Annotated in this window: 19 protein-coding genes; 10 read left to right on the forward strand and 9 right to left on the reverse strand. The window is 76.5% G+C overall.

Annotated features, from left to right (window positions below; genetic code table 11):
* Positions 1 to 33: 33 nt before the first annotated feature.
* On the reverse strand, positions 34 to 615 hold the full coding sequence (locus tag QBL21_RS13840) for a dihydrofolate reductase family protein (protein WP_407562465.1): 582 nt from the start codon (positions 613 to 615) through the stop codon (positions 34 to 36).
* A 149-nt stretch (positions 616 to 764) separates the two neighbouring features.
* Between QBL21_RS13840 and QBL21_RS13845 the strand changes: the two genes are divergently transcribed.
* Entirely contained in the window at positions 765 to 3785 is a 3021-nt protein-coding gene (locus QBL21_RS13845) for an AfsR/SARP family transcriptional regulator (RefSeq protein WP_407562466.1), read from the forward strand.
* 43 nt (positions 3786 to 3828) lie between these two features.
* Here QBL21_RS13845 and QBL21_RS13850 read toward each other — a convergent pair whose 3' ends face one another.
* Together QBL21_RS13850 and QBL21_RS13855 are read right to left on the reverse strand one after the other, a co-directional pair.
* Positions 3829 to 4287, reverse strand: a complete 459-nt coding sequence (locus QBL21_RS13850) for a hypothetical protein (RefSeq protein ID WP_407562467.1) — start codon at positions 4285 to 4287, stop codon at positions 3829 to 3831.
* A 68-nt stretch (positions 4288 to 4355) separates the two neighbouring features.
* The gene (locus QBL21_RS13855; protein WP_407562468.1) at positions 4356 to 5606 is read right to left on the reverse strand and encodes a DUF6745 domain-containing protein; all 1251 of its coding nucleotides are present in this window, start codon (positions 5604 to 5606) and stop codon (positions 4356 to 4358) included.
* A 192-nt stretch (positions 5607 to 5798) separates the two neighbouring features.
* Between QBL21_RS13855 and QBL21_RS13860 the strand changes: the two genes are divergently transcribed.
* The gene (locus QBL21_RS13860) at positions 5799 to 6701 is read left to right on the forward strand and encodes a phosphotransferase (RefSeq protein WP_407562469.1); all 903 of its coding nucleotides are present in this window, start codon (positions 5799 to 5801) and stop codon (positions 6699 to 6701) included.
* A gap of 62 nt (positions 6702 to 6763) precedes the next feature.
* A complete protein-coding gene (locus QBL21_RS13865) occupies positions 6764 to 7420 on the forward strand; it encodes a maleylpyruvate isomerase N-terminal domain-containing protein (protein ID WP_407562470.1) in 657 nt (218 codons plus the stop codon).
* A gap of 85 nt (positions 7421 to 7505) precedes the next feature.
* Here QBL21_RS13865 and QBL21_RS13870 read toward each other — a convergent pair whose 3' ends face one another.
* Both QBL21_RS13870 and QBL21_RS13875 read right to left on the reverse strand, forming a co-directional pair.
* Positions 7506 to 8102, reverse strand: coding sequence for a DUF4291 domain-containing protein (locus QBL21_RS13870; protein ID WP_407562471.1), 597 nt, complete (start codon positions 8100 to 8102; stop codon positions 7506 to 7508).
* Positions 8099 to 8968, reverse strand: coding sequence for an alpha/beta fold hydrolase (locus QBL21_RS13875; protein ID WP_407562472.1), 870 nt, complete (start codon positions 8966 to 8968; stop codon positions 8099 to 8101). Before QBL21_RS13875 ends, QBL21_RS13870 begins: the two co-directional genes overlap by 4 nt.
* A gap of 138 nt (positions 8969 to 9106) precedes the next feature.
* Between QBL21_RS13875 and QBL21_RS13880 the strand changes: the two genes are divergently transcribed.
* The 4 genes from QBL21_RS13880 (at position 9107) to QBL21_RS13895 (ending at position 12940) form a co-directional block, all read left to right on the forward strand.
* Complete coding sequence (locus QBL21_RS13880) at positions 9107 to 9787, forward strand: ArsR/SmtB family transcription factor (protein WP_407562473.1); 681 nt, start codon at positions 9107 to 9109, stop codon at positions 9785 to 9787.
* A complete protein-coding gene (locus QBL21_RS13885) occupies positions 9784 to 10587 on the forward strand; it encodes an SRPBCC family protein (RefSeq protein WP_407562474.1) in 804 nt (267 codons plus the stop codon). Before QBL21_RS13880 ends, QBL21_RS13885 begins: the two co-directional genes overlap by 4 nt.
* 60 nt (positions 10588 to 10647) lie before the next feature.
* Positions 10648 to 11400 (forward strand): SDR family NAD(P)-dependent oxidoreductase, encoded by a 753-nt coding sequence (locus QBL21_RS13890; RefSeq protein WP_407562475.1) that lies wholly within the window; start codon positions 10648 to 10650, stop codon positions 11398 to 11400.
* Between the two features lie 211 nt (positions 11401 to 11611).
* A complete protein-coding gene (locus QBL21_RS13895) occupies positions 11612 to 12940 on the forward strand; it encodes an ABC transporter substrate-binding protein (protein ID WP_407562476.1) in 1329 nt (442 codons plus the stop codon).
* A 75-nt stretch (positions 12941 to 13015) separates the two neighbouring features.
* Here the strand turns inward: QBL21_RS13895 and QBL21_RS13900 are convergent, their stop codons facing one another.
* Entirely contained in the window at positions 13016 to 14503 is a 1488-nt protein-coding gene (locus QBL21_RS13900) for a PLP-dependent aminotransferase family protein (RefSeq protein WP_407562477.1), read from the reverse strand.
* A 73-nt stretch (positions 14504 to 14576) separates the two neighbouring features.
* Between QBL21_RS13900 and QBL21_RS13905 the strand changes: the two genes are divergently transcribed.
* The gene (locus QBL21_RS13905; RefSeq protein WP_407566418.1) at positions 14577 to 15398 is read left to right on the forward strand and encodes a DMT family transporter; all 822 of its coding nucleotides are present in this window, start codon (positions 14577 to 14579) and stop codon (positions 15396 to 15398) included.
* Positions 15399 to 15550: 152 nt separating this feature from the next.
* Positions 15551 to 16129 carry a TerD family protein gene (locus tag QBL21_RS13910; RefSeq protein WP_407562478.1) on the forward strand — a complete coding sequence of 193 codons (579 nt, stop codon included), beginning with the start codon at positions 15551 to 15553 and terminating at the stop codon, positions 16127 to 16129.
* Here the strand turns inward: QBL21_RS13910 and QBL21_RS13915 are convergent.
* Entirely contained in the window at positions 16116 to 17408 is a 1293-nt protein-coding gene (locus QBL21_RS13915; protein WP_407562479.1) for an MFS transporter, read from the reverse strand. The two genes, QBL21_RS13910 and QBL21_RS13915, sit on opposite strands and share 14 nt — an antisense overlap.
* Positions 17409 to 17415: 7 nt before the next feature.
* Positions 17416 to 18204: an MBL fold metallo-hydrolase gene (locus QBL21_RS13920; RefSeq protein WP_407562480.1), complete on the reverse strand. Its 789-nt coding sequence runs from the start codon at positions 18202 to 18204 to the stop codon at positions 17416 to 17418.
* Positions 18205 to 18290: 86 nt separating this feature from the next.
* On the opposite strand from QBL21_RS13920, the gene QBL21_RS13925 reads away from it, so the two are divergent.
* Entirely contained in the window at positions 18291 to 18890 is a 600-nt protein-coding gene (locus tag QBL21_RS13925; RefSeq protein WP_407562481.1) for a CGNR zinc finger domain-containing protein, read from the forward strand.
* On the opposite strand, the gene QBL21_RS13930 is transcribed toward QBL21_RS13925, so the two are convergent.
* Positions 18857 to 19402, reverse strand: coding sequence for a SigE family RNA polymerase sigma factor (locus tag QBL21_RS13930; protein WP_407562482.1), 546 nt, complete (start codon positions 19400 to 19402; stop codon positions 18857 to 18859). The two genes, QBL21_RS13925 and QBL21_RS13930, sit on opposite strands and share 34 nt — an antisense overlap.
* Between the last annotated feature and the right edge of the window lie 70 nt (positions 19403 to 19472).

A 19472-nucleotide genomic window follows, 5' to 3' on the forward strand; every position in this document is an offset into this window, starting at 1 on the left:
ACGAAACCGATCGGATCCGGTTACGGGCGGGGGTCACTTCACGATGTCGTAGAGCAGGTGGGTGGCCTGGGCGGTGTCGGTCACCCTCGCCGTCCGCAACCGGACGTGCTCGTCCCCGAGGTGCTCCAGCAGCCGGGAGCCGCCACCGAACAGCACGGGCACGAGGTGGATCCCGATCCGGTCGACCAGCCCCGCGCGGACGAACTGGCCGCCGACGTCCGGGCCGCCCATGAGGAACACGTTCTTGGCGCCGGCGGCCTCCTTCGCCTGCCACAGGGCGCTCTCGATGCCGTCGGTGACGAAGGTGTACACGCTGTCCTCCGGCACCTTCGCGGGCGCCTCGTGCGTCACGACGAACAGCGGCACGCGGGCCGCGCCGGTGGGCCCGTCCGACCCCCACCAGCGGATCGAGTCGTCGTACGTCCGCCGCCCCCCGATCATGGCGCCCGCCTCCCCGACGGTGGCCGCCAGCAGTTCGGCGTTGGGGCCTTCGGAGTGCAGCGCCCAGTCGTGCAGCCGCTCGCCGCCCTTGCCCAGCGGCTCGTCGGGTGTGGCGCCGGTCGCCTTGACGTATCCGTCGAGCGACATGCTGATGTCGAAGATCACCTTGCTCATGGAACTCCCCTGCCGATCAAGCGGGTGCGGAACGAGCGTCAGCCTGGCGCACGGCGGGTGGCACAGTGGTGTCACCGCGGTGAAACACGCCGCGGGGCGGGGGTGAACGGGTGCCGCCGCCGCGGCCGGTACGGGGAAGGGGGAGCCGCGTGCTGAGCGTCGGGCTGCTCGGGCCGCTGCGCGTGGCGGTGGCGGGGCGGCCGGTCGACCTGCCGGCCGGGCGGCTGCGCGCCCTGCTGGCGGTCCTGGCGATGTCCGCCGGCCGTACGGTCTCCACGGCGCGGCTGGCCGACGCCGTGTGGGGCGCGGACCTGCGCGGCGACCCGCGCACCAACGTCCGTACGAACGTCATGCGCCTGCGCCGAGCCCTCGGCGACCCCGGCGACACCCTGATCGCCGCCCGCCCCGGCGGCTACGAACTGGTCACCGCCCCGGACCGGGTGGACGCCCTGCACTTCACCCGCCTCCTCGACACCGCGCGGGCCGCCCCGGACGGCCGGGCGGAGCGGGCGCTCCTGACGTCGGCGCTGGCCCTGTGGCGCGGCACGCCGTTCGACGGCATCCGCTCGGACCGGCTGGAGGGAACGGAGGGCCCGGCGCTGGAGGAGCGGTACCTGACGGCGGTGGAGAGGTGCGTCGACCTGGACCTGGAGGAGGCCGCGGGGGCGGCACGGACCGGGGCGGGAGCGGCGGCCGGCAGCCGAGAGGCGCACGGCACCGCCCCCGCAACCCGCGCCGCCCCCATCGCCCCCATCGCCCCCGCCGCCCCTGCGACCCTCGCCGCGCCCGCCGGCCCCATCGGCCCTGCGGCGCTCGCCGCGTTGGCCGGGCGCCATCCGCTGCGCGAGTCGCTGTGGGCGCGGCTGCTGCGCGTTCTCGACGCCGCCGGGCGGCCCGCCGAGGCGCTGGAGCGGTACGAGGCGATCCGCCGCCGGCTCGCCGCGGAACTCGGTGTCGACCCCAGCCCCGAGCTGCGGCGGGTGCACGCCCGCCTCCTCGCCGCCGAGGCCCCGCCGGACGACCGCCGCCGGGTGCCCGTGCCCCGGCAACTGCCCGCCGCGAACGCGGCGTTCGCGGCCCGGGAGGCGGAGACGGCGGCGCTGGACGCGCTGCTCGACCGCCTCCCCGGACCCCGGCCCACCGTCCCGCCCGCCGTCCCGCCCGGCGGAGCCGGGACCCCCGCGCCCCCGCCCCACGCACCCGCACCGGCGTCGAACGCGCCCGTGATCGCGCTCGTCTCCGGTACCGCCGGTGTCGGCAAGACCACCCTCGCCGTCCACTGGGCGCACCGCGTCGCCGAATGCTTCCCCGACGGGCAGCTCTACGTCGACCTGCGCGGCCACGATCCGACCGGCGCCGCCGTCCAACCCTCTACCGCCGTGCGCGAACTCCTCGGGACGCTGGGCGTGCCGCCGCATCGCGTGCCCGACGGGCCGGCCGCGCAGGCGGGCCTGTACCGCGGTCTGCTCGCCGGCCGCCGCGTGCTCGTGCTGCTCGACAACGCCCGCGACGCCGCGCAGGTCGCCCCGCTGCTGCCGGCGGCCCCCGGGTGCCTGGTGCTCGTCACCGCCCGGGACCACCTCGCCGGGCTGGTCGTGTCGTACGGCGCCGGGCCGCTGACCCTCGACGTGCTGCCGCCCGGCGACGCCCGGGACCTGCTCGCCGCCCGCCTCGGACGGGACCGGCTCGCCGCCGAGCACGCCGCCGTCGACGAGATCGTCCACCGCTGCGCCGGGCTGCCGCTGGCGCTGGCGATCGTCGCCGCCCGCGCCGCGCTCCACCCCGCGCTGCCGCTCGGCGCCCTCGCCGGCGAACTGCGCGACGCGCTCGGGGCGCTGGAGCGTACCGCCGACGTACGGGCCGTGTTCTCCTGGTCGTACGAGACACTGACCGAGCCGGCGGCGCGGATGTTCCGGCTCGTCGCGGGGCTGCACCCCGGGCCCGGCTGCGACGTGGCCGCCGCCGCGGCGCTGGCGGGGATCCCGGCGGCGCGGGCGCGGGCGCCGCTGGCGGAGCTGACCCGCGCCGGGCTGCTCACCGAGCGCACCCCGGGCCGCCACACCTGCCACGACCTGCTCCGCGCCTACGCGCGCGAACTCGCCGAGGCCCACGACCCGGCCGCCGACCGCGACCGCGCCCGGCACCGCCTGGTGGACCACTACGTGCGCGCCGCGGAAGCCGCCGCCCGCCACCTCCCCGGCGACCCCGAAACGACGTCCGAGGACACCCCGGCCCCCGCAACCCCCGCCCCCGCCCTTGCGGCCGACCCGGCAGCCTCCGCCCCCGGCGGCGCCGTCGCCTGGCTCACCGCCGAGCGGCCCGCCCTCCTCGCCGCCCTCGGCCTCGCCGACCGGCTCGGTCTCGACCGGCACGTGTGCCGGCTGGCCCGGGCGCTGTTCGTCTTCCTCCACCGGCACGGCCGGTGGCACGACCGCGCCGACGCCCTGCGCGCCGCCGTCGCCGCCGCCGAACGGCTCGGCGACGCGGCGGAGGAGGGCCGGGCGCGGCGCGACCTCGGCTGGGCGCTGGCCGACCTCGGGCGCTTCGACGACGCCCACCGCCACCTCGACGCCGCGCTGGAGTGCGCCGGCGGCGACCTCGCCGGGCAGGCGTGGACGCATTACCGGCGGGCCGTGGTGTACGTCGTCCAGGACCGCGGGCCCGACGCGCTCGACGCCGCCCGCCGGGCCCACACGCTCTTCGAGCGGCTGGGCGACCAGGCCGGGCAGGCCGTCGCGCTCACCGACCTCGGCTGGCACCACGGCCGCACCGGCGACCACGACCGGGCGCTCGACCTCCTCCAAGGCGCCCTCGTGCTGCACCGGAAGACCGGCAACCGCCCCTACGAGGCCCACACCTGGTCCTGCCTCGCCGACGTCCGCCTGCGCCGCGCCGAGCCCGCCGAGGCCGTCGCCTGCTACGTCCGGGCGCTCGACGTCTTCCGCGAGGTCGGCGACGTGTACGGGGAGGCCAGTACCCTCGCGCACCTCGGCGTCGGCCACCGGCTCAGCGGCGACCCCGAAGCCGCCGACGGGCACTGGCGCCGCGCCCACGCGCTCCTCGCCGGGCTCGACCCGTCCACCGTCGAGCAGATCCACGACCAGCTCAGGGCCTTCGACGCGCCCGCCGCCGACGCCTTCCTGAGCGCAGCCGCGGCAGCCGTGACGTAGTGGCCCCGCCCGGGACGTGCCGCCGTCCCGGGCGGGCCGGGCGTCAGTCGGCGATGAACCGGTTGCCCGTGCGCCCCGTGCTTTCGCTCCGTTCGCGCTGGCGGCGGACGACGTAGGTGCCCGGTGCGATGCCCGAGCCGCCGTGTTCGGGGTGGATGAGGTACGCGACGGCCGTGGCGTCGAGGGCGCCGAGGGCGAGGCGCTGGGGGTCGTTGACGCGCGGGGTCCAGCGGCAGGTGCCCGCGTCGGCGACGAGGGTGTGCGGGTTGCCGCCGGCGGCGCCGCGCAGCAGCTCGACGCCGCTCGCGGGGACCGCGGTCCAGTGCGTGTGCCACGGGAGGGTGACGTCGTCCAGGAGCGCCAGCGGTACGACGATGAGGTCGCCCTGCGCCTGGAGGCCGGCGACGACGGGGATGGTCACCTCGCGCCGCAGATGGCCGAGGACGTCGAGGCCGGTCCTGGCGGTGAGGTCGGCGAGGGTCACGGGTGCGGACATGGTCATGTGCATCACCTCGGGGTGAGAGAAGGGAAGTCGTGGAGCGGGGGAGTGGAGCAGGGGAGGGGCCGCGGTCAGGTGCGGCGGGCCAGTTGGGCGTACTGCCGGCCGCTGAGCCCGTACGACCAGCCGGCCGCGGCGACGGGGTCGTCGATGCCGGCGGGCACGCTCAGCCCGTAGCGGCGGCGCCGGCCGTCGGGTTCGACGGAGCCGTTGACGACGAGCAGGACGCGCCCCGGTGCGCCCCACACGCGCTGCGGAACGTGGTAGAGGTGCAGGTGGGAGCCGTCGTTGCCGGGGTCGGGGGCCTTGGCGAGCAGGTGCAGCCCGGCCTCGTCGATGTACCTGTCCCAGCCGATGCGTTCGATGGCGCAGCGGCGCACCTCGACGTTCGGCTCGCGGTGGATCCGCGCCACCGTGGGGTCCGCGACGACCCACCGCGGCACGGCGGTGCCGTGCAGCGCGTACACCTCGGCGCCGTCGGCGTACCGGATGGCGGGGCGGTCCGGGTGGTGCAGCCGCACCTCGCCGTGGCGGGCGCCGGGCTGCGGCTCGGTGTGCGCCTCGACGGGCCGCTCCGCGACGACGCACACCCCCTCCCCTGGCCACCACCAGCCGGCGGAGCGGGCCAGGTCGGCCCAGAGGGCGAGCTGCCGGGTGTCGCCCGGGGGGAAGGGAGCGAGGCCCAGGCGGGCCTGTACGTCGTAGTGCCCGATCCAGTGCGCGTCGTGCTGGCCGTGGAAGGTGAGCCCGAGCGGCTCGGCGTCGGACATCAGGGCGGTGCGGATCGCGGGCCGGGGGCCGTCGAGCATCGAGGTGTGGAGCGGGTCGTGCACGGCGGTCCACAGGATGTCGCGCAGCGCGTACCCGCCGTGGAGCCCGTCCTCGGCCGCCACGGTGTCCGCGGCCAGGTACCAGGGCGGGCGTCCGCCGAGCCACAGGTGCGCGGGGCTTCGGACGTGCCGGTCCAGGCGGGTCCGCAGCGCGGACTGGAGCGACGCCAGCCGCGACGCCACGGGCCAGCCCGCCCAGCGCGCCGGCGCCTCGGCGGCCCGCAGCCGCGGGCGGGCGAAGGCCGGTTGCTCGGCGCGCAGCACCGGCGGGGCCGCGGCGGGCGAGGGGATCCAGACGAACCGCGGAGGCGGCGTGCCGACCAGTCGGTAGAGCCCGGTCAGCGCGGCTTCGGCCGCCGGGCGGTCCGCGGGCAGGGTGGAGAAGCCGTGCCCCAGCCACTCGTCGCGCAGCGCGACGGCGAAGGACAGGCAGTCGTGGGCAGAGGAAAGTGAGCCGTCGAAGCGGGGAGAAGCCCCGCGCGGAGTCGTCACCGCGGTCACCAGAGGGAGGCGGTGGTCGCCTTTCCGTGAGTCATGGGGTCAGCGTGCCAGCAGCGGCGCCGGTACGCAAGGGAGTTGCGGGGCGTCCGCGCACGGCCCGGAAAACGTACGGCGGGGCCGCGCCGCCCTGTGATCGAATGGCGGGAGAGGCCGGCAGGGTTCGAAAAGGGCAGGTGAGCGGGCGTGGTCTTCGTGGAGGTGCCGCTGACGGCGGCGGTGCGGGAGGCGACGGGCGTGACCGGCCCCGCCGAACGGCTCTACGGCGGCGAGGAGTCCGCGGCGTGGCGGGTCGGCGAGCACGTGGTGCGGATCGGCGCGTACGACAAGGACCCCGCGGAGGCCGAGTGGTGCCACCGCGTCGCGGTCGCCGCGCGCACCGGCGGCTGCCCCCAGGCGGTCGCCCCGCTGCCCGTCCCGGGCCGTGGCGACGGTGCCACGGTCGTACGGGTCGAGGGCCGCACGGTGTCGCTCTGGCCGTACGTCGACGGGGTGTGGGCCGCCGGCGACGACCCCCGCTCGACGGCCGCGGCGGCCCGGATGCTGGCCCGGCTGCACCGCGCCCTGGCCGGCGCCGCGCTGCCGCCCCGGCCGCGGCGGAACTTCCTGGAGACCGGCCTCGCCGGAGACGTGGCGTACGACGACCCGCGGCTGCGGGACCCGCAACTGGACACGTGGCTGGCCGGGTTCGCCGCCCGCGGCCTGCCGCGGCACGCGCTGCACGGCGACTACTACCACGGCAACCTGCTCGTCGCCCGCGACGACCCGGCCCGGATCGTCGCCGTCCTGGACTGGGACGAGTCGTTCGTCGCCCCGCCCGAGGTGGAGGTGGGCAGCGCGGCGCTGGAGTTCGCCGACGAGTTCTGCGAGAACCCGGCGGACGCGCGCCGCTTCGCCGACGCCTACCGGGAGGCCGGCGGTACGGCCGAGGCCCTGGACGAGGAGACGCTGACGCAGTTGATGCGGCACCGGCTGCGGCGCGAGGGCGTGTACTTCGCGCTCGCCGTGGCGCGGGGCGTCCGGCACGACGACGAGGACCTGGAGTACCACCGGCGCCGGATGGAGGCGTTCGCCAGGCTCCGCCCGTAGCCGAGGGCTCGCCGCCCGCCAATGAAGTTGTCCGCCGTGCGCCCGCGAACTACGTTGCCGGGGTGGACCAATTCGTACCCTCCTGGGCCGCGCTGCGCGCGGCGGTCGCCGGCCTGGCCGACGAGGACTTCGCCCGGCCCTCCGGCTGCACCGGCTGGCTCGTCCGCGACCTCGCCTGCCACCTGGTGATCGACGCGCAGGACGTGCTCATCACCCTGGCCACACCGGCCGACGGCGAGCCGACGGTGGACGCGGCGGGCTACTGGCACGTGAGCGACGAGCCGCCCACCGGCGAGGACCCCCTCGACGCGCTCACCGTCCGGCTGGCCGCGGCGTACGGGGACCCGGCGCTGCTGAGGTTCCACCTCGACGACGTCGGCTCCGCCGCCGGCCGCGCGGCGCAACTCGCCGACCCGGCGCTGCCGGTGAGCACGCAGGACATGGTCCTCACGGCGGGCGACTACCTCGCGGCGTACGTCCTGGAGTGGACCCTGCACCACCTCGACCTGACCGTCCGCCTCCCGCACGTCCCCGGGCCGCCCGCGGCGGGACTGGCGGAGTCCCGGGCGCTGCTGGAGCGGATCGCGGGGGCGGCGTTCCCGGAGTCCTTCACCGACACCGACGTCCTCCTGGTCGCCACCGGCCGCCGCGCGCCCACCGAGGCGGAGCGCACGGCCCTCGGTGCCCCGGCCGCGCGGCTCCCCCTGATCCTGGGCTGACCCCAGGCCCCAGGCCCCAGGCCACAGGCCGCCGGCCGCCGACCGCCGGCTGCCGCAACCGCCGCCGGCCGCCGCCGACGCGGGTCTACGTGGCGCCGATACGGGCCCGGATGTCGTCCGGCAGCGGACAGGTCTCCTCCCGCGGCAGCAGCGCGGCGGCCTCCTCCCGCCGCTTCTCCCGCAGCAGCGAGCGCATCTCCCGCGCGAGCGGCGTGACGTCCTCGATCCCGCGGATCCACTCGTCGACGTATCCGCCGACCGCCGGACCGGAGAGCCCGATCTGGATCGCCCGCGCCGCCAGGGGCCGCAGCGCCATGTCCCGCTCCGGATCCCACTGGATGCGCACCGGACTGGTCCTCTTCGCCGCCAGCCAGTCGTCGCGGGTGGCGTACACGCGGCCGTCGTGGTGGCTCAGGCAGGAGTGGCGCAGCGCCCATTCGAACCCGCGCCGGCTGATCTCGACGGCCAGCACCCGCTCCTGGCCGGGCTTCTCGGCCCAGCCGCAGCGGTACATCATCCACAGGAACGACGGCTTGATCCAGGTCATCCGCTCCCGCTTGAACGGCGGCACGAACGTACCGGCCCGCAGCGCGGGCCCGGCGACGGCGGGCGCGTACGCCTGGTAGACGGTGACGGTGTCCGCGGTCTGCCGCGCGCGGACGCTCCTCGCTTCCGGTGTCACCGGGCGAACTCCCCGGCGTGCGCGGGGGATCCGGTGAGGAACGCCGCCGCGGTCGCCGTGAACCGGGCCGGGTCGTCCAGCCACGGCTGGTGGCCCGCGGCGGGCTGGACCACGTGGCGCGCGCCGCGGAACAGGGCCGCGTACTCGGCCGTCGCCGGGGGCGGCGAGTTGAGGTCCACCTCGCCGGCGAGGACCAGCGCCGGGGCGGTCAGGCGGGCCAGCGCGCCGCGGGCGGCGGCGGGGTCGTAGGCGCCGGGGGAGCCGTAGACGGCCGCGGCCTCGTCGTTGCGGTCCCGGTCGGACCGGGCGTCCAGGGCGCGGGCCGCGTCGTCCCAGCGGCCGTGGAAGAACGGCGCGAGGGCGGCGCGGTCACCGCCGCGGCCCGCGGTCAGGTCCGCCAGGGCCGCGTACGCCCCGGGGAACCACGGTTCCTGCGCGCGCAGCCGGGCCGTCGCCAGCCGGACCTCCGCGGGGATGTCGATGCCGACCGCCGCGACGCTCGGCGTGATCAGCGCGAGCCGGCCGACGCGCTCGGGGTGGCGGGTGGCGTAGAGCGCCGCGAGGTTGGCGCCGGCGCAGTGGGCGAGCAGGTCGAGACGGTCCAGGCCCAGGTGCGCGCGCAGCGCGTCGAGGTCGGCGACGAGCCGGTCGCAGCGGTACGACGCGGGGTCGGCCGGTGCCGCGGAGGCGCCGGTGCCGCGGAGGTCGAGGCGGACCAGCCGGCGGTGGGCGGTCAGGCCGCCGAGGTCCCCGAGGTAGCCGGAGGACTGCATGGGGCCGCCCGGCAGGCAGACGACGGGCGCGCCGGGGCCGCCGGAGTCGTGGTAGGCGAGCGCGGTCCCGTCGGGGGCGGAGAAGGTCGGCATGGCGACGACCCTGTCAGCGGCGTTCGCCGCGCGGCAACCGGATTCCGGCCCGCCATCCGGGCGTTCGCGTACCCGATCGGGCGCGGGTGCGCAGGTCACGCCTTGACAAATTTATTTGTCAAGGGTTCGCTTGGCGGCATGCAGGACATCGACGTGATCGCGGACCCGGCCTCGGCCGCCGCCGCGCTGGATCCGGTACGGGCCCGGCTGCTCGCCGAGCTGCGCGAGCCCGCCTCGGCGTCCGCCCTGGCGAGCCGCCTCGGCGTGCCGAGGCAACGGGTCAACTACCACCTGCGGCTGCTGGAGAAGCACGGCCTCGTGGAGGTCGCCGGCACCCGCGCCTGGGGCGGGCTGACCGAGCGGCAGCTCGTGGCCAGCGCCGCCGGGTACGTGGTCTCCCCGGAGGCGCTGGGGGCCGCCGCCGGCGGGCCGCGGACGGTCGGCGACCGGCTGTCGGCGGCGTACGTCGTCGCGCTGGCGGCCCGGGTGGTCGCGGAGGTCGGCGGCATGGCCCGGCACGCCGTACGCGGACGCAAGCGGCTGCCGGTCTACGGGCTGGACGCCGCCGTCCGGTTCCGGTCGCCGGCCGACCGGGCGGCGTTCGCCGAGGAGTTGACGGCCGCGGTGGGCGGGCTGGTCTCGAAGTACCACGACGAGACCGCGCCCGACGGCCGGTGGCAGCGGCTGCTGGTCGCCGTGCACCCCGTGCCCAAGGGCGTCGACCCCGGCGCCCCCGAAGCGGCGGGGGCCTCGAAGATGACGGACGCCCCGGACACTCCGGACACTCCGGACGCCGCCGAGGGCGGGGAGGCGCCGTGAGCGACGACGACCCCACCGCCCGCCTCACCGCCCACGAGATCGTGGTCCCCGGCACCCCCGACGAGGTGTGGCGCGCCATCGCCACCGGGCCCGGCCACGCCGCCTGGCTCTTCCCCGCCGACATCGACCCGGGCGCGGGCGGCGCGATGACCGTACGGCGCGAGCCCTACGGCGCGACCGCGCACGCCACCGTCACCGACTGGGACCCGCCGCACCGCTTCGGCTACACCGAACCGGCCGGGCCCGACGCGCCCCCGCTGGCCACCGAGTTCCTCGTGCAGGCCGCGGGCGGCGGCAGTTGCGTCGTACGCGTCGTCAACGGCTTCCGCCACGACGGCGAGGGCTGGGAGGACCTGGTCGACGGGGCCGGCGAGGGCTGGCGGATGTCGCTGACCGTCCTGCGCGCCTACCTGACGCACTTCGCCGGCCGGCCGGCGAGCAACGCCGACGTGCTCGTCGGCCTCGGCCTCCCGGCCGCCGAGCGGACCCGCGCCGCCGCCGTCCTCGACCGCCTCCTCGGTATCGCCGCGGCGGACGCCGGGAGCGCGTTCCGCACCCCCGCGGGCGTACCGGAGCTGGCCGGCACGGTCGAGGACCGGAGCCCCGGCTACGTACTGCTGCGCGCCGCCGAGCCGTACCCCGCGCTGTACGCGATCTCCTGCTTCCCGATGGCGCCCGGCGCCCCGCTCTCGGCGAACCTCCTCGCCCGCCTCTACGGCGCACCGCCCGGCGCCGCCGCCCGCGAGGAGGACAGGTGGCGCACCTGGCTCACCGGCGCCCGCGGGGCCTTCGGCGACTGAGCCAGCCGACCGACCCCGACAACCGACCACGACAGCCGCGTTCGACAAGTGAGGAACACCATGCTGCTTCGGAACAAGAACGCCCTCGTCTACGGCGCCGGCGGCATCGGCCGCGCCGTCGCCCTGGGCTTCGCCCGCGAGGGCGCGACCGTGCACCTGGCGAGCCGGACCCCCGCGCGCCTGGAAACCGTCGCGGCCGACGTGCGGGCGGCCGGCGGGACCGTGTCGACGGCCGTGGTCGACGCCCTGGACGAAGCCGCGGTCGACGCGCACGCCGACGCCGTCGCCGGGGAGGCCGGGAGCGTCGACGTCTCGGTCAACCTCGTCTCCGTGGGCGACGTGCAGGGCACGCCGCTGGCCGAGATGTCGCTGCGCGACTTCGAGCGGCCGGTCCACCAGGCGGTCCGCACCACCTTCCTGACGTCGAAGGCGGCCGCCCGCCACATGGTCCGGCAGAAGTCCGGTGTGATCCTCACCTTCGGCGGCGTCGGCGACCCGCTGCACGGCTACTACATCGGCGGCTTCCAGGTCGCGCTGAGCGCCGTGGACATGCTGCGCAAGCAGCTCGCCGCCGAACTGGGCCCGCACGGCGTGCGCGTCGTCGGACTGAAGACCGGCGGCATCCCGGAGACGATCCCCGGCGGCTTCGAGGGCCGCGAGGCGCTGGTCGCCTCGCTCGTGGAGCCGACGATGCTGGGCCGGACGGCGACGCCCGACGACGTCGGCAACGCCGCCGCGTTCGCGGCGTCCGACCGGGCCGCGTCGATCACGGCGTCGGAGCTGAACATCACCTGCGGCGCGATCGTGGACTGAACCGCCCGCAATCCGCCCGCAATCCGCCCGCGAACCGCCCGCGAAACACCCGCCGGACCGCCCGCCGCCGCGGGCCGGTTGCACACCGACCGGATCACGGCAACCGAAGTGTGCAGATGGGATGTTATCGGGAGCGCTCCCACGTTACGCTCCCCACCCAGGCCGCGCCCCGTCATCGGGGAGGGGGTGCGGCAGCCTCCGGGGGAGTCCCATGCGCACACGCCCAAGCACCAGTACACGTACGTCCCGTGCCCTCGCCGCCGCGCTGGCCGCCGGCCTCCTCGCCGGCTGCGCCCTGCTCGACGACGGCTCGCCGGCGCCGGCACCGGACGAAGGCGGCGCCGGCGGCCCCGTCACGCTGACCGTCGGCGTCTTCGGCGTCTTCGGCTTCGAGGAGGCCGGGCTCTACGACGAGTACGAGAAGCTCTACCCGGACATCACGATCAAGGAGGAGGCCGCGCCCAACAACGAGGAGTACTACCCGAAGCTGCGCGACGCCCTCGACTCCGGCCGCGGCCTCGCCGACATCCAGGCCGTCGAGGTCGGCAACATCAGCGAGGTCGTCGCCTCCCGGTCCGACCGGCTGATGGACCTCGGCACCGCGACCGGCGTCGACGAGAGCGCGTTCCTGCCTTGGAAGTGGGACCAGGCGACGACCGACGACAACAAGACCGTCGGCCTCGGCACCGACATCGGCCCCATGGCCGTCTGCTACCGCAAGGACCTCTTCCGCGCCGCCGGGCTGCCGACCGACCGCGACGAGGTCGCCGCGCTGTGGTTCTCCGACTGGGAGAAGTACCTCGGCGTCGGCGCGGACTACATGGCGAACGCCCCCGCCGGCACCGCCTTCGTCGACTCGGCCGCCGGCGTCTACAACGGCTCGATCAGCAGCTTCCCCGTCCGCTACTTCGGCCGCGAGGGCGAGGCGATCTACAAGGACAGCCCGGCCGTCGAGATCTCCTGGGACCTGGCGATGCAGGCGGCGCAGGGGGAGATGACCGCCCGGCTCAAGCAGTTCACCCCGGCCTGGGACGAGGGCTTCGCCGAGGGCGGGTTCGCCACCGTGATCTGCCCGTCGTGGATGCTGGGCTACATCCAGGAGAAGGCGGGCCCGGACGCCGCCGACAAGTGGGACATCGCCACCGCGCCCAAGCCCGCCAACTGGGGCGGCTCGTTCCTGACCGTCCCCGAGTCCGGCGCGCACAAGGAGGCCGCGGCACGGCTCGCGGCCTGGCTGACCGCGCCCGAGCAGCAGGCCAGGCTCTTCGAGAAGCGGGCCAGCTTCCCCAGCTCGCAGGCGGCGTACGAGCTGCCGCAGGTCGCCGACGCCACCCACCCGTACTTCAACGACGCGCCGACCGGCGAGATCTTCTCCATCGCCGCCAAGAGCATCCCGACGCTCGAACTCGGCGCGAAGGACCAGCCGATCCAGCAGCAGATCACCGACGCGGGCATACTGCCGGTCGAGCAGCAGGAGTTGACGCCCACGCAGGCGTGGCGGGCCGCGGAGCGGAAGATCGACGAGCTGCTGGACCGCTGAGCCCGCGGGGGACCGCCAAGGCCGCAGAGCCCGCCAAGGCCGCCGAGGCCGCCGGATCGCGGAGCCGTCCCGCCGCTACGCCCCGGCCACCCCGGGCGCCCCGCCCGCGAGCGGCGAGTCGGCGGGGAAGGCGCGGCGCAGACGGCGTACGCCGTCGCGCAACTGCGCGGTGCCCGCGCCGGCGGCGTAGCTCAGCCGCAGGTGCGGCGCCGGCGCCTCGGCGGTGAAGTACGGGGCGCCGGCGGTCACCGCGACGCCGTGGCGCAGCGCCGCCGCCGCCACGGCCGCCTCGTCGGCGCCGTCCGGCAGCCGCAGCCACAGGTGGTAGCCGCCGAGCGGCGGCCGGTCCGGTACGAGGCCGGGCAGCTCGCCGCGCAGGGCGGCCAGCACGGCGGTGCGGCGCTCGCGCAACGCGGCGGCGAGCGCCCGCAGATGGCTCGCCCAGGCGGGGGAGCCGACGAGTTCGAGCGCGGTCTCCTGGAGCGGGCGGGGCACGAAGAGGCTGTCGACGACCTGGACGGCGCGCAGCCGCTCCAGCACCGGGCCGCGCGCCGACAGCGCCCCCACCCGCAGGCTGGGCGAGGCGGCCTTGGTCAGCGAACGGACGTGCACCACCACGCCGTCCGGGTCGTCGGCGGCCAGCGGCGGCGGCAGCGGCGCGGCGTCGCCGTGCGCGAGGCGGCGGGCGAAGTCGTCCTCGACGACGAACGCCCCGGCCGCGCGGGCGGTGTCGAGCACGGCCGCGCGGCGCCGCGGCGCCAGCACGGCGCCGGTGGGGTTGTGGAACAGCGGCTGGCAGACGAACACCCGGGCGCGGGTCGCGGCGAACGCCTCGGCCAGCAGGTCGGCCCGTACGCCGTCGGCGTCGAGCGGCACCGGCACGGGCCGCAGCCCCGCGGCGCGGGCGACGGCGAGCAGCCCGGGGTAGGTGGGGGACTCGACCAGCACCGGTGAGCCGGGCGCGGCCAGCGCCCGTAGCGCGGTGGTCAGCCCGCTCTGCCCGCCGGCGGTGACCAGGACGTCCGCGGCGCCGAGCGGGCCCGCGGGGCCGCCGATGTCGCGGGCGAACCAGTCGCGCAGCTCGGCCAGCCCTTCGACCGGCGGCCGGGACCAGGTGCCGGGCCGCCGGCCGGCCCGGGCCAGCGCCGCGGCCAGCGCGCGTTCCGGGCGCAGCGAGGCGTGCGGGTAGCCGCCGCTCAGGTCGGCCACCTCCGGCGGCGGCGCGGCGAGCGTGGCCAGCACCCCGGCGGCGTCGGCGGCGCGCGGTCCGGTGTCGACGGCGGCGTGCGGCGGGTCCGCGGTCAGCGCCACCTCCTGCCAGGAGACGTCGCCGAGGGGGCGTGCGGGCCGGCGGGCGGGCGCCTTGAAGACGCCGGCGCCCGGGCGGGTGGTCACCAGCCCCTCGGCGGTCAGGGCGGCGATCGCGCGGGAGACCGTCACCGGGCTCACCCGGTGGTGCGCGACGAGCGCCCGGCTGGACGGCAGCTTCTCGCCCGCGGAGTAGCGGCCCAGCTCGTCCCGCAGGGCGGCGGCCAACTGGGCGATACTGCTACCGTCATTCATGACAGCACAAGATAGCGCTACTCTCCCGACGGCGGTATCGGTCCGCACCGGCACCCTCCTGGCCGCCCTCGGCGTGGTGTCCTTCTCCTTCAGCTTCCCCGCCACCGTCTGGGCCCTCGACGGCCTCGGCCCCTGGACGGCCACCGGCGTACGCGGCCTGCTGGCCGGCCTGCTCGCCGCGGGCTGCCTCTTCGCCGCCCGGGTACCGGTTCCCGCCCGGCGCGACCGGGCCGCGCTGCTGACCGTCGCCGGCGGCTGCGTCGTCGGCTTCCCGCTGCTGACCACCCTCGCGCTCCGGACGTCCACCACCGCCCACTCCGCCGTCGTCATCGGCGTGCTGCCGCTGGCCACCGCCGTCTGTTCCGCCGCACTGACCGGCCGCCGCCCCTCGCGTACGTTCTGGACCGCCGCCGGCGCCGGTGCGCTCGCGGTGCTCGTCTTCACGCTGAGCCAGAGCCGCGGCCTGCCGGGCACCGGCGACCTCTACCTCTTCGGCGCCCTGCTGCTGTGCGCCGCGGGCTACGCCCAGGGCGGCCGGCTCGCCGCCCGCATGCCCGGCTGGCAGGTCATCGCCTGGGGCTGCGTCGCCGCCCTGCCCGTCTCCGTCCTCGTCACCGCGCTGGCGCTGCCGCAGGAGCCGGTGCGGCCGACGGCCGAGGCGGCGGTGGGCGTGGCGTACATCGCGGCGGTCTCGCAGTTCGGCGGATTCGTCGTGTGGTACCGCGGCATGGCCCTCGTCGGGGTGCCGCGGGCGAGCCAGATCCAGCTCGCCCAACCGCTGCTCACGCTCGTCTGGTCGGTCCTGCTCATGGGCGAACACCTCGCCCCGCTCGCCCCGGTGACCGCGGTGGTCGTCCTCGCCTGCATCGCCGTCACCCAGCGGGCCCGGAGCTGACCCACGACCGCGCCCGTACGCCCCGGAAGACCGCTCCCGGCGCCCCGGCCGCCTCCGGCGGCACCTTCCCGTACGCCGTACGACAGAAGGTCTCCGGACCTGTGCCGACCGCCTGTAGGGTGCAAAGGGACACGACTGGTGGAGGGGTGATCGTGGGAGTTTCCCTGGCCAAGGGCGGCAACGTCTCGCTGAGCAAAGAGGCACCGGGTTTGACGGCCGTGACCGTGGGGCTCGGCTGGGACGTGCGCACCACGACAGGTGCCCCCCACGACCTGGACGCCTCGGCGCTGATGTGCGGCGCGTCCGGGAAGGTGCTGTCCGACCTGTACTTCGTCTTCTACAACAACCTCACCAGCCCGGACGGTTCCGTCGAGCACACCGGCGACAACCTCACCGGTGAGGGCGACGGCGACGACGAGTCGATCAACGTGGACCTCAGCCTGGTCCCGCAGGAGGTCGCGAAGATCGTCTTCCCGGTGTCCATCCACGACGCCGACCTGCGCGGCCAGAACTTCGGCCAGGTCAGCAACGCCTTCATCCGGGTCGTCAACCGCAGCGACGGCGTCGAGATCGTCCGCTTCGACCTGAGCGAGGACGCCTCGACCGAGACCGCGATGGTCTTCGGCGAGCTGTACCGCCGCGGCGGGGAGTGGAAGTTCCGCGCCGTCGGCCAGGGTTACGCCTCGGGGCTGCACGGCATCGCCACCGACTACGGCGTCAACGTCGGCTGACGGCGTCCGCCGCGGGCACGGCCGCGGCCACGGCCGCGGGCACGACGGCCAGCGCGAGGATGCCGCCGCCGACCGTCAGCAGCGGATAGCCGGCGCCGGCGACCACCGCACCCGAGGCCAGGCCGCCGCCGGCGCCCGCCGCCGAGATCGCGACGTCGACCAGGCCCTGGGTGCGGGCCCGGGTGGCCGGCGCCGCGGCGTCGGTGACCATCGCCGTACCGCTGACGAGCCCCAGGCTCCAGCCCAGCCCCAGCAGCGCGAGCGCCACCGCGAACACCGCGGTGGACTCCGCGGTGGTGGCCGCGACCAGCCCCGCCGTCAGCATCGCCAGCGCCGCGGCGACGGCGACGGCGAGCGGACCGCGGCCGTCCACGAGCCGGCCGGACAGCGGCGCCGGCAGGTACATCGCGCCGATGTGGACGGCGATGACCAGGCCGGAGGCGGCGGTGCCGTGGCCGTGGCCGTGCATGTGGACCGGCGTCATCGTCATGATCGCGACCATGACGAGCTGGGTGACCACCATGACCAGCGCCCCCGGCAGCACGCCGGGACGGCGCCGCCCGGACGACGGCTCCGCCCCCGCTTCTGCACCTGCCTCTGCCGCCGCGGGCGGTGCGGCGGCCTGCTCCGCCGCATCGAGTTCGCGCGCGAGCAGCAGCGGGTCGGGGCGTAGCCACACCGCCAGCACCAGGGCGGCGGCACCGTACGCGACGGCCGAGACGAGGAAGAGCCCGGACAGCCGGGGGACGCCGAGCGCGACGCCCAGATCGCCCGCGGGCACGGCCAGGTTGGGGCCGGCCACCCCGCCCAGCGTGGTGGCGACGAGCACGGTGGACACGGCGCGGGCACGGTACGCGGGCGCCGCGAGATCGGCGCCCGCGTACCGTGCCAGGAGGTTCGTGGCGGTGCCCGCGCCGTAGACGGCCATCGCCGCGAAGAGCAGCGCGGAGCTGCCCGCGACCGCCGCCGCGACGACGCCCGCGCCGCCGACGGCGCCGGTCAGATACCCGGCGGCCAGCCCGGGGCGGCGGCCGTACGCGTCCGAGAGCCGGCCGACGACCGCCGCCGCCAGCGCGGCCCCGGCGGTCGCCAGCGCGCCGAGCAGCCCGGCCAGGCTCGTGGAGCCGAGCATGTCCTGCGCGAGCAGCGCGCCGTTGACCACGCCCGCGGCCAGACCGGCGCCGCTGAGCACCTGGGCGGTGAACAGCACGGCCAGGGCACGGCGTTGCGCGCGGGCGCGGGTGAGTGCGGCCGGCCCGGCGGTCGCGGTCGTGGGCACCGGGGTCTCAGCCCCGCACTCCCCAGTCGAGCCGGTCCCGCAACCCGGCCGCGTCGAAGGCGGCGGCCAGTTCGTCGCGGCCCTCGGTGAAGTGCGACCAACTGTCGTAGTGCACGGGGACCACCCGGCGGGCGCCGAGGACGCGGGCCGCGTCGGCCGCCTGCGCACTGTCCAGGACCAGCGGCTCGCCGCCGAAGAGCACCGGTATCCGCGGTGCGCCGGCGAAGAGGACCGCGGTGTGCACCGGTCCGAAGCGCTCGGCGATCTCCGCGACCGCCGCCGTCGAGGCGTTGTCGCCGCTGACGTACACGACGGGCAGCCCCGGGCCGCTCAGCACGAAACCGACGACCTCCCCGAGCGCCGCCTCGACCGTCTCCCGCGACTCCGGCCCGTGCACGGCGGGCACTCCGGTGACCCGGACCGTGCCGCCGCCGGGCCGGTCCAGCTCGACCGTCTCCCAGTCGGCCAGCCCCCGGGCCCCGGCGCCCAGCCGCTTGCCGCCGCCGGGCGTGGTCAGCGTCAGGGGTACGTCCGCGAGCAGCGCCCGGCCGGACTCGTCGAGGTTGTCGGGGTGTTCGTCGTGGGAGAGCAGGACCACGTCGATACGGCCCAGCCCCGCCGGCGCCGCCGCGGGGGGCGCGGTCTTGGTCAGCGCCCCGCCCGGCACGTCGTAGTCGCGGGGCTGGTCGAAGGTGGGGTCGGTCAGGAAGCGCAGGCCGCCGTACTCGAAGAGGGCGGTGGGGCCGCCGAGGACGCGTACGGGGAACTGCTCGGCGGTCGGGCCGGCTGCGGCCATGAAGAACCTCACGGATGACTAGGGGATTATCCGTGAGGAACCATAGCCGTGCCTCACGGATGACGGCAACCCGTACCATGAGACGTATGCACGAGAGCCCGACCGGCGACCTCGCCGTCACCCCCGCGCCCGGGGCCGGGGACTACCCGTCGCTCGACTTCGTCAACAGCGCCATGGCGCTGCCCGGCGGGCACTTCACCGACCTCCTCGGCACCCCCGCGGGCGCCAACCGCTGGCTCACCGCGCACGGCCTCGCTGCGGCGGACGCCGGGATCCGGGAGATGTGCGCGGCGCAACTGCGCTCGCTGCGCGAGCACCTGCGGGTGCTCTTCGCCGCCCGCGCCGACGGGCTGCCCGCCCTGCCGGCGGCGCTGTCCGCCGTCAACGACGCGCTCGGCCGCGCCCCCACGGCCGCGCTGCTGTACTGGGACGAGAAGAACGGCCCGTACCGCGCGGCGCCGTGCCCCACCAACGAGATCCTCGACCGGGCGCTCGCCGTGCTGGCCGCCGACGCCGCCGACCTGCTGACCGGCCCCGACGCCGAACGCCTCACCCCCTGCGGCTCCAGCCCCTGCAACCGCTACCTGCTGCGCCACGGCCGCCGCCACTGGTGCTCCACCCGCTGCGGCGACCGTGCCCGCGCCGCCCGCGCCTACGCCCGGCGCACCCGGACCGGCGACGGCTGAGCCCCGCCGCCGAGCGCCTCTTCCAACTGGGCCACGCCCTTGGCGGTCTGGCTCTTGACGGTGCCCACCGAGATGCCGAGGGTGTGCGCGGTCTCGCGCTCGGAGAGGTCGAAGGCGTGGCGCAGGACCACGCAGGCGCGCTTGCGGAACGTCAGGCTGCGCAGCGCCGCGCGTACGTCCACGACCGCCGGCACGTCCGGGCCCTCGACGCGCTCGTGGTCGTCGGTCCAGTACAGCGCGATGCGGCGGCGCTCGCGTACGGCGCTGCGGATGCGGCTGCGGACGAGGTTGGCGACGACCCCGCGGGCGTACGCGGCCGGGTGGTCGGCGGCGCGTACCCGGTCCCAGCGGTGCCACAGCGCGGCCAGCGCGTCGGCCGCCACGTCGTCGGCGCCGTCCGCCTCGCCGCTCAACGAGTTCGCCAGTCGGGCGAGTTCGGCGTAGTGGTGCTCGAAGAACTCGCGGAACTCCGCGGTCGCCGCGGCGTCGTGGCCGGTGCTGGGTATGCCCACGGTGGCTCTCCTCGCCCTCGCGTGCCTCGGCCCCGTTCATGTGGTGAGCCATCGTTCAAGATGGTGAACG

The organism is Streptomyces sp. 184, from assembly GCF_045781775.1.
GTDB lineage: Bacteria > Actinomycetota > Actinomycetes > Streptomycetales > Streptomycetaceae > Streptomyces.

Bases quoted from the DNA above. Each gene is read 5' to 3' on its own strand.
- QBL21_RS13850 (WP_407562467.1), bottom strand. From the start codon at position 4,287: ATGACCATGTCCGCACCCGTGACCCTCGCCGACCTCACCGCCAGGACC.
- QBL21_RS13890 (WP_407562475.1), top strand. From the start codon at position 10,648: ATGCTGCTTCGGAACAAGAACGCCCTCGTCTACGGCGCCGGCGGCATC.
- QBL21_RS13875 (WP_407562472.1), bottom strand. From the start codon at position 8,968: ATGCCGACCTTCTCCGCCCCCGACGGGACCGCGCTCGCCTACCACGAC.
- QBL21_RS13920 (WP_407562480.1), bottom strand. From the start codon at position 18,204: ATGGCCGCAGCCGGCCCGACCGCCGAGCAGTTCCCCGTACGCGTCCTC.
- QBL21_RS13900 (WP_407562477.1), bottom strand. From the start codon at position 14,503: ATGAATGACGGTAGCAGTATCGCCCAGTTGGCCGCCGCCCTGCGGGAC.
- QBL21_RS13895 (WP_407562476.1), top strand. From the start codon at position 11,612: ATGCGCACACGCCCAAGCACCAGTACACGTACGTCCCGTGCCCTCGCC.
- QBL21_RS13840 (WP_407562465.1), bottom strand. From the start codon at position 615: ATGAGCAAGGTGATCTTCGACATCAGCATGTCGCTCGACGGATACGTC.
- QBL21_RS13925 (WP_407562481.1), top strand. From the start codon at position 18,291: ATGCACGAGAGCCCGACCGGCGACCTCGCCGTCACCCCCGCGCCCGGG.
- QBL21_RS13880 (WP_407562473.1), top strand. From the start codon at position 9,107: ATGCAGGACATCGACGTGATCGCGGACCCGGCCTCGGCCGCCGCCGCG.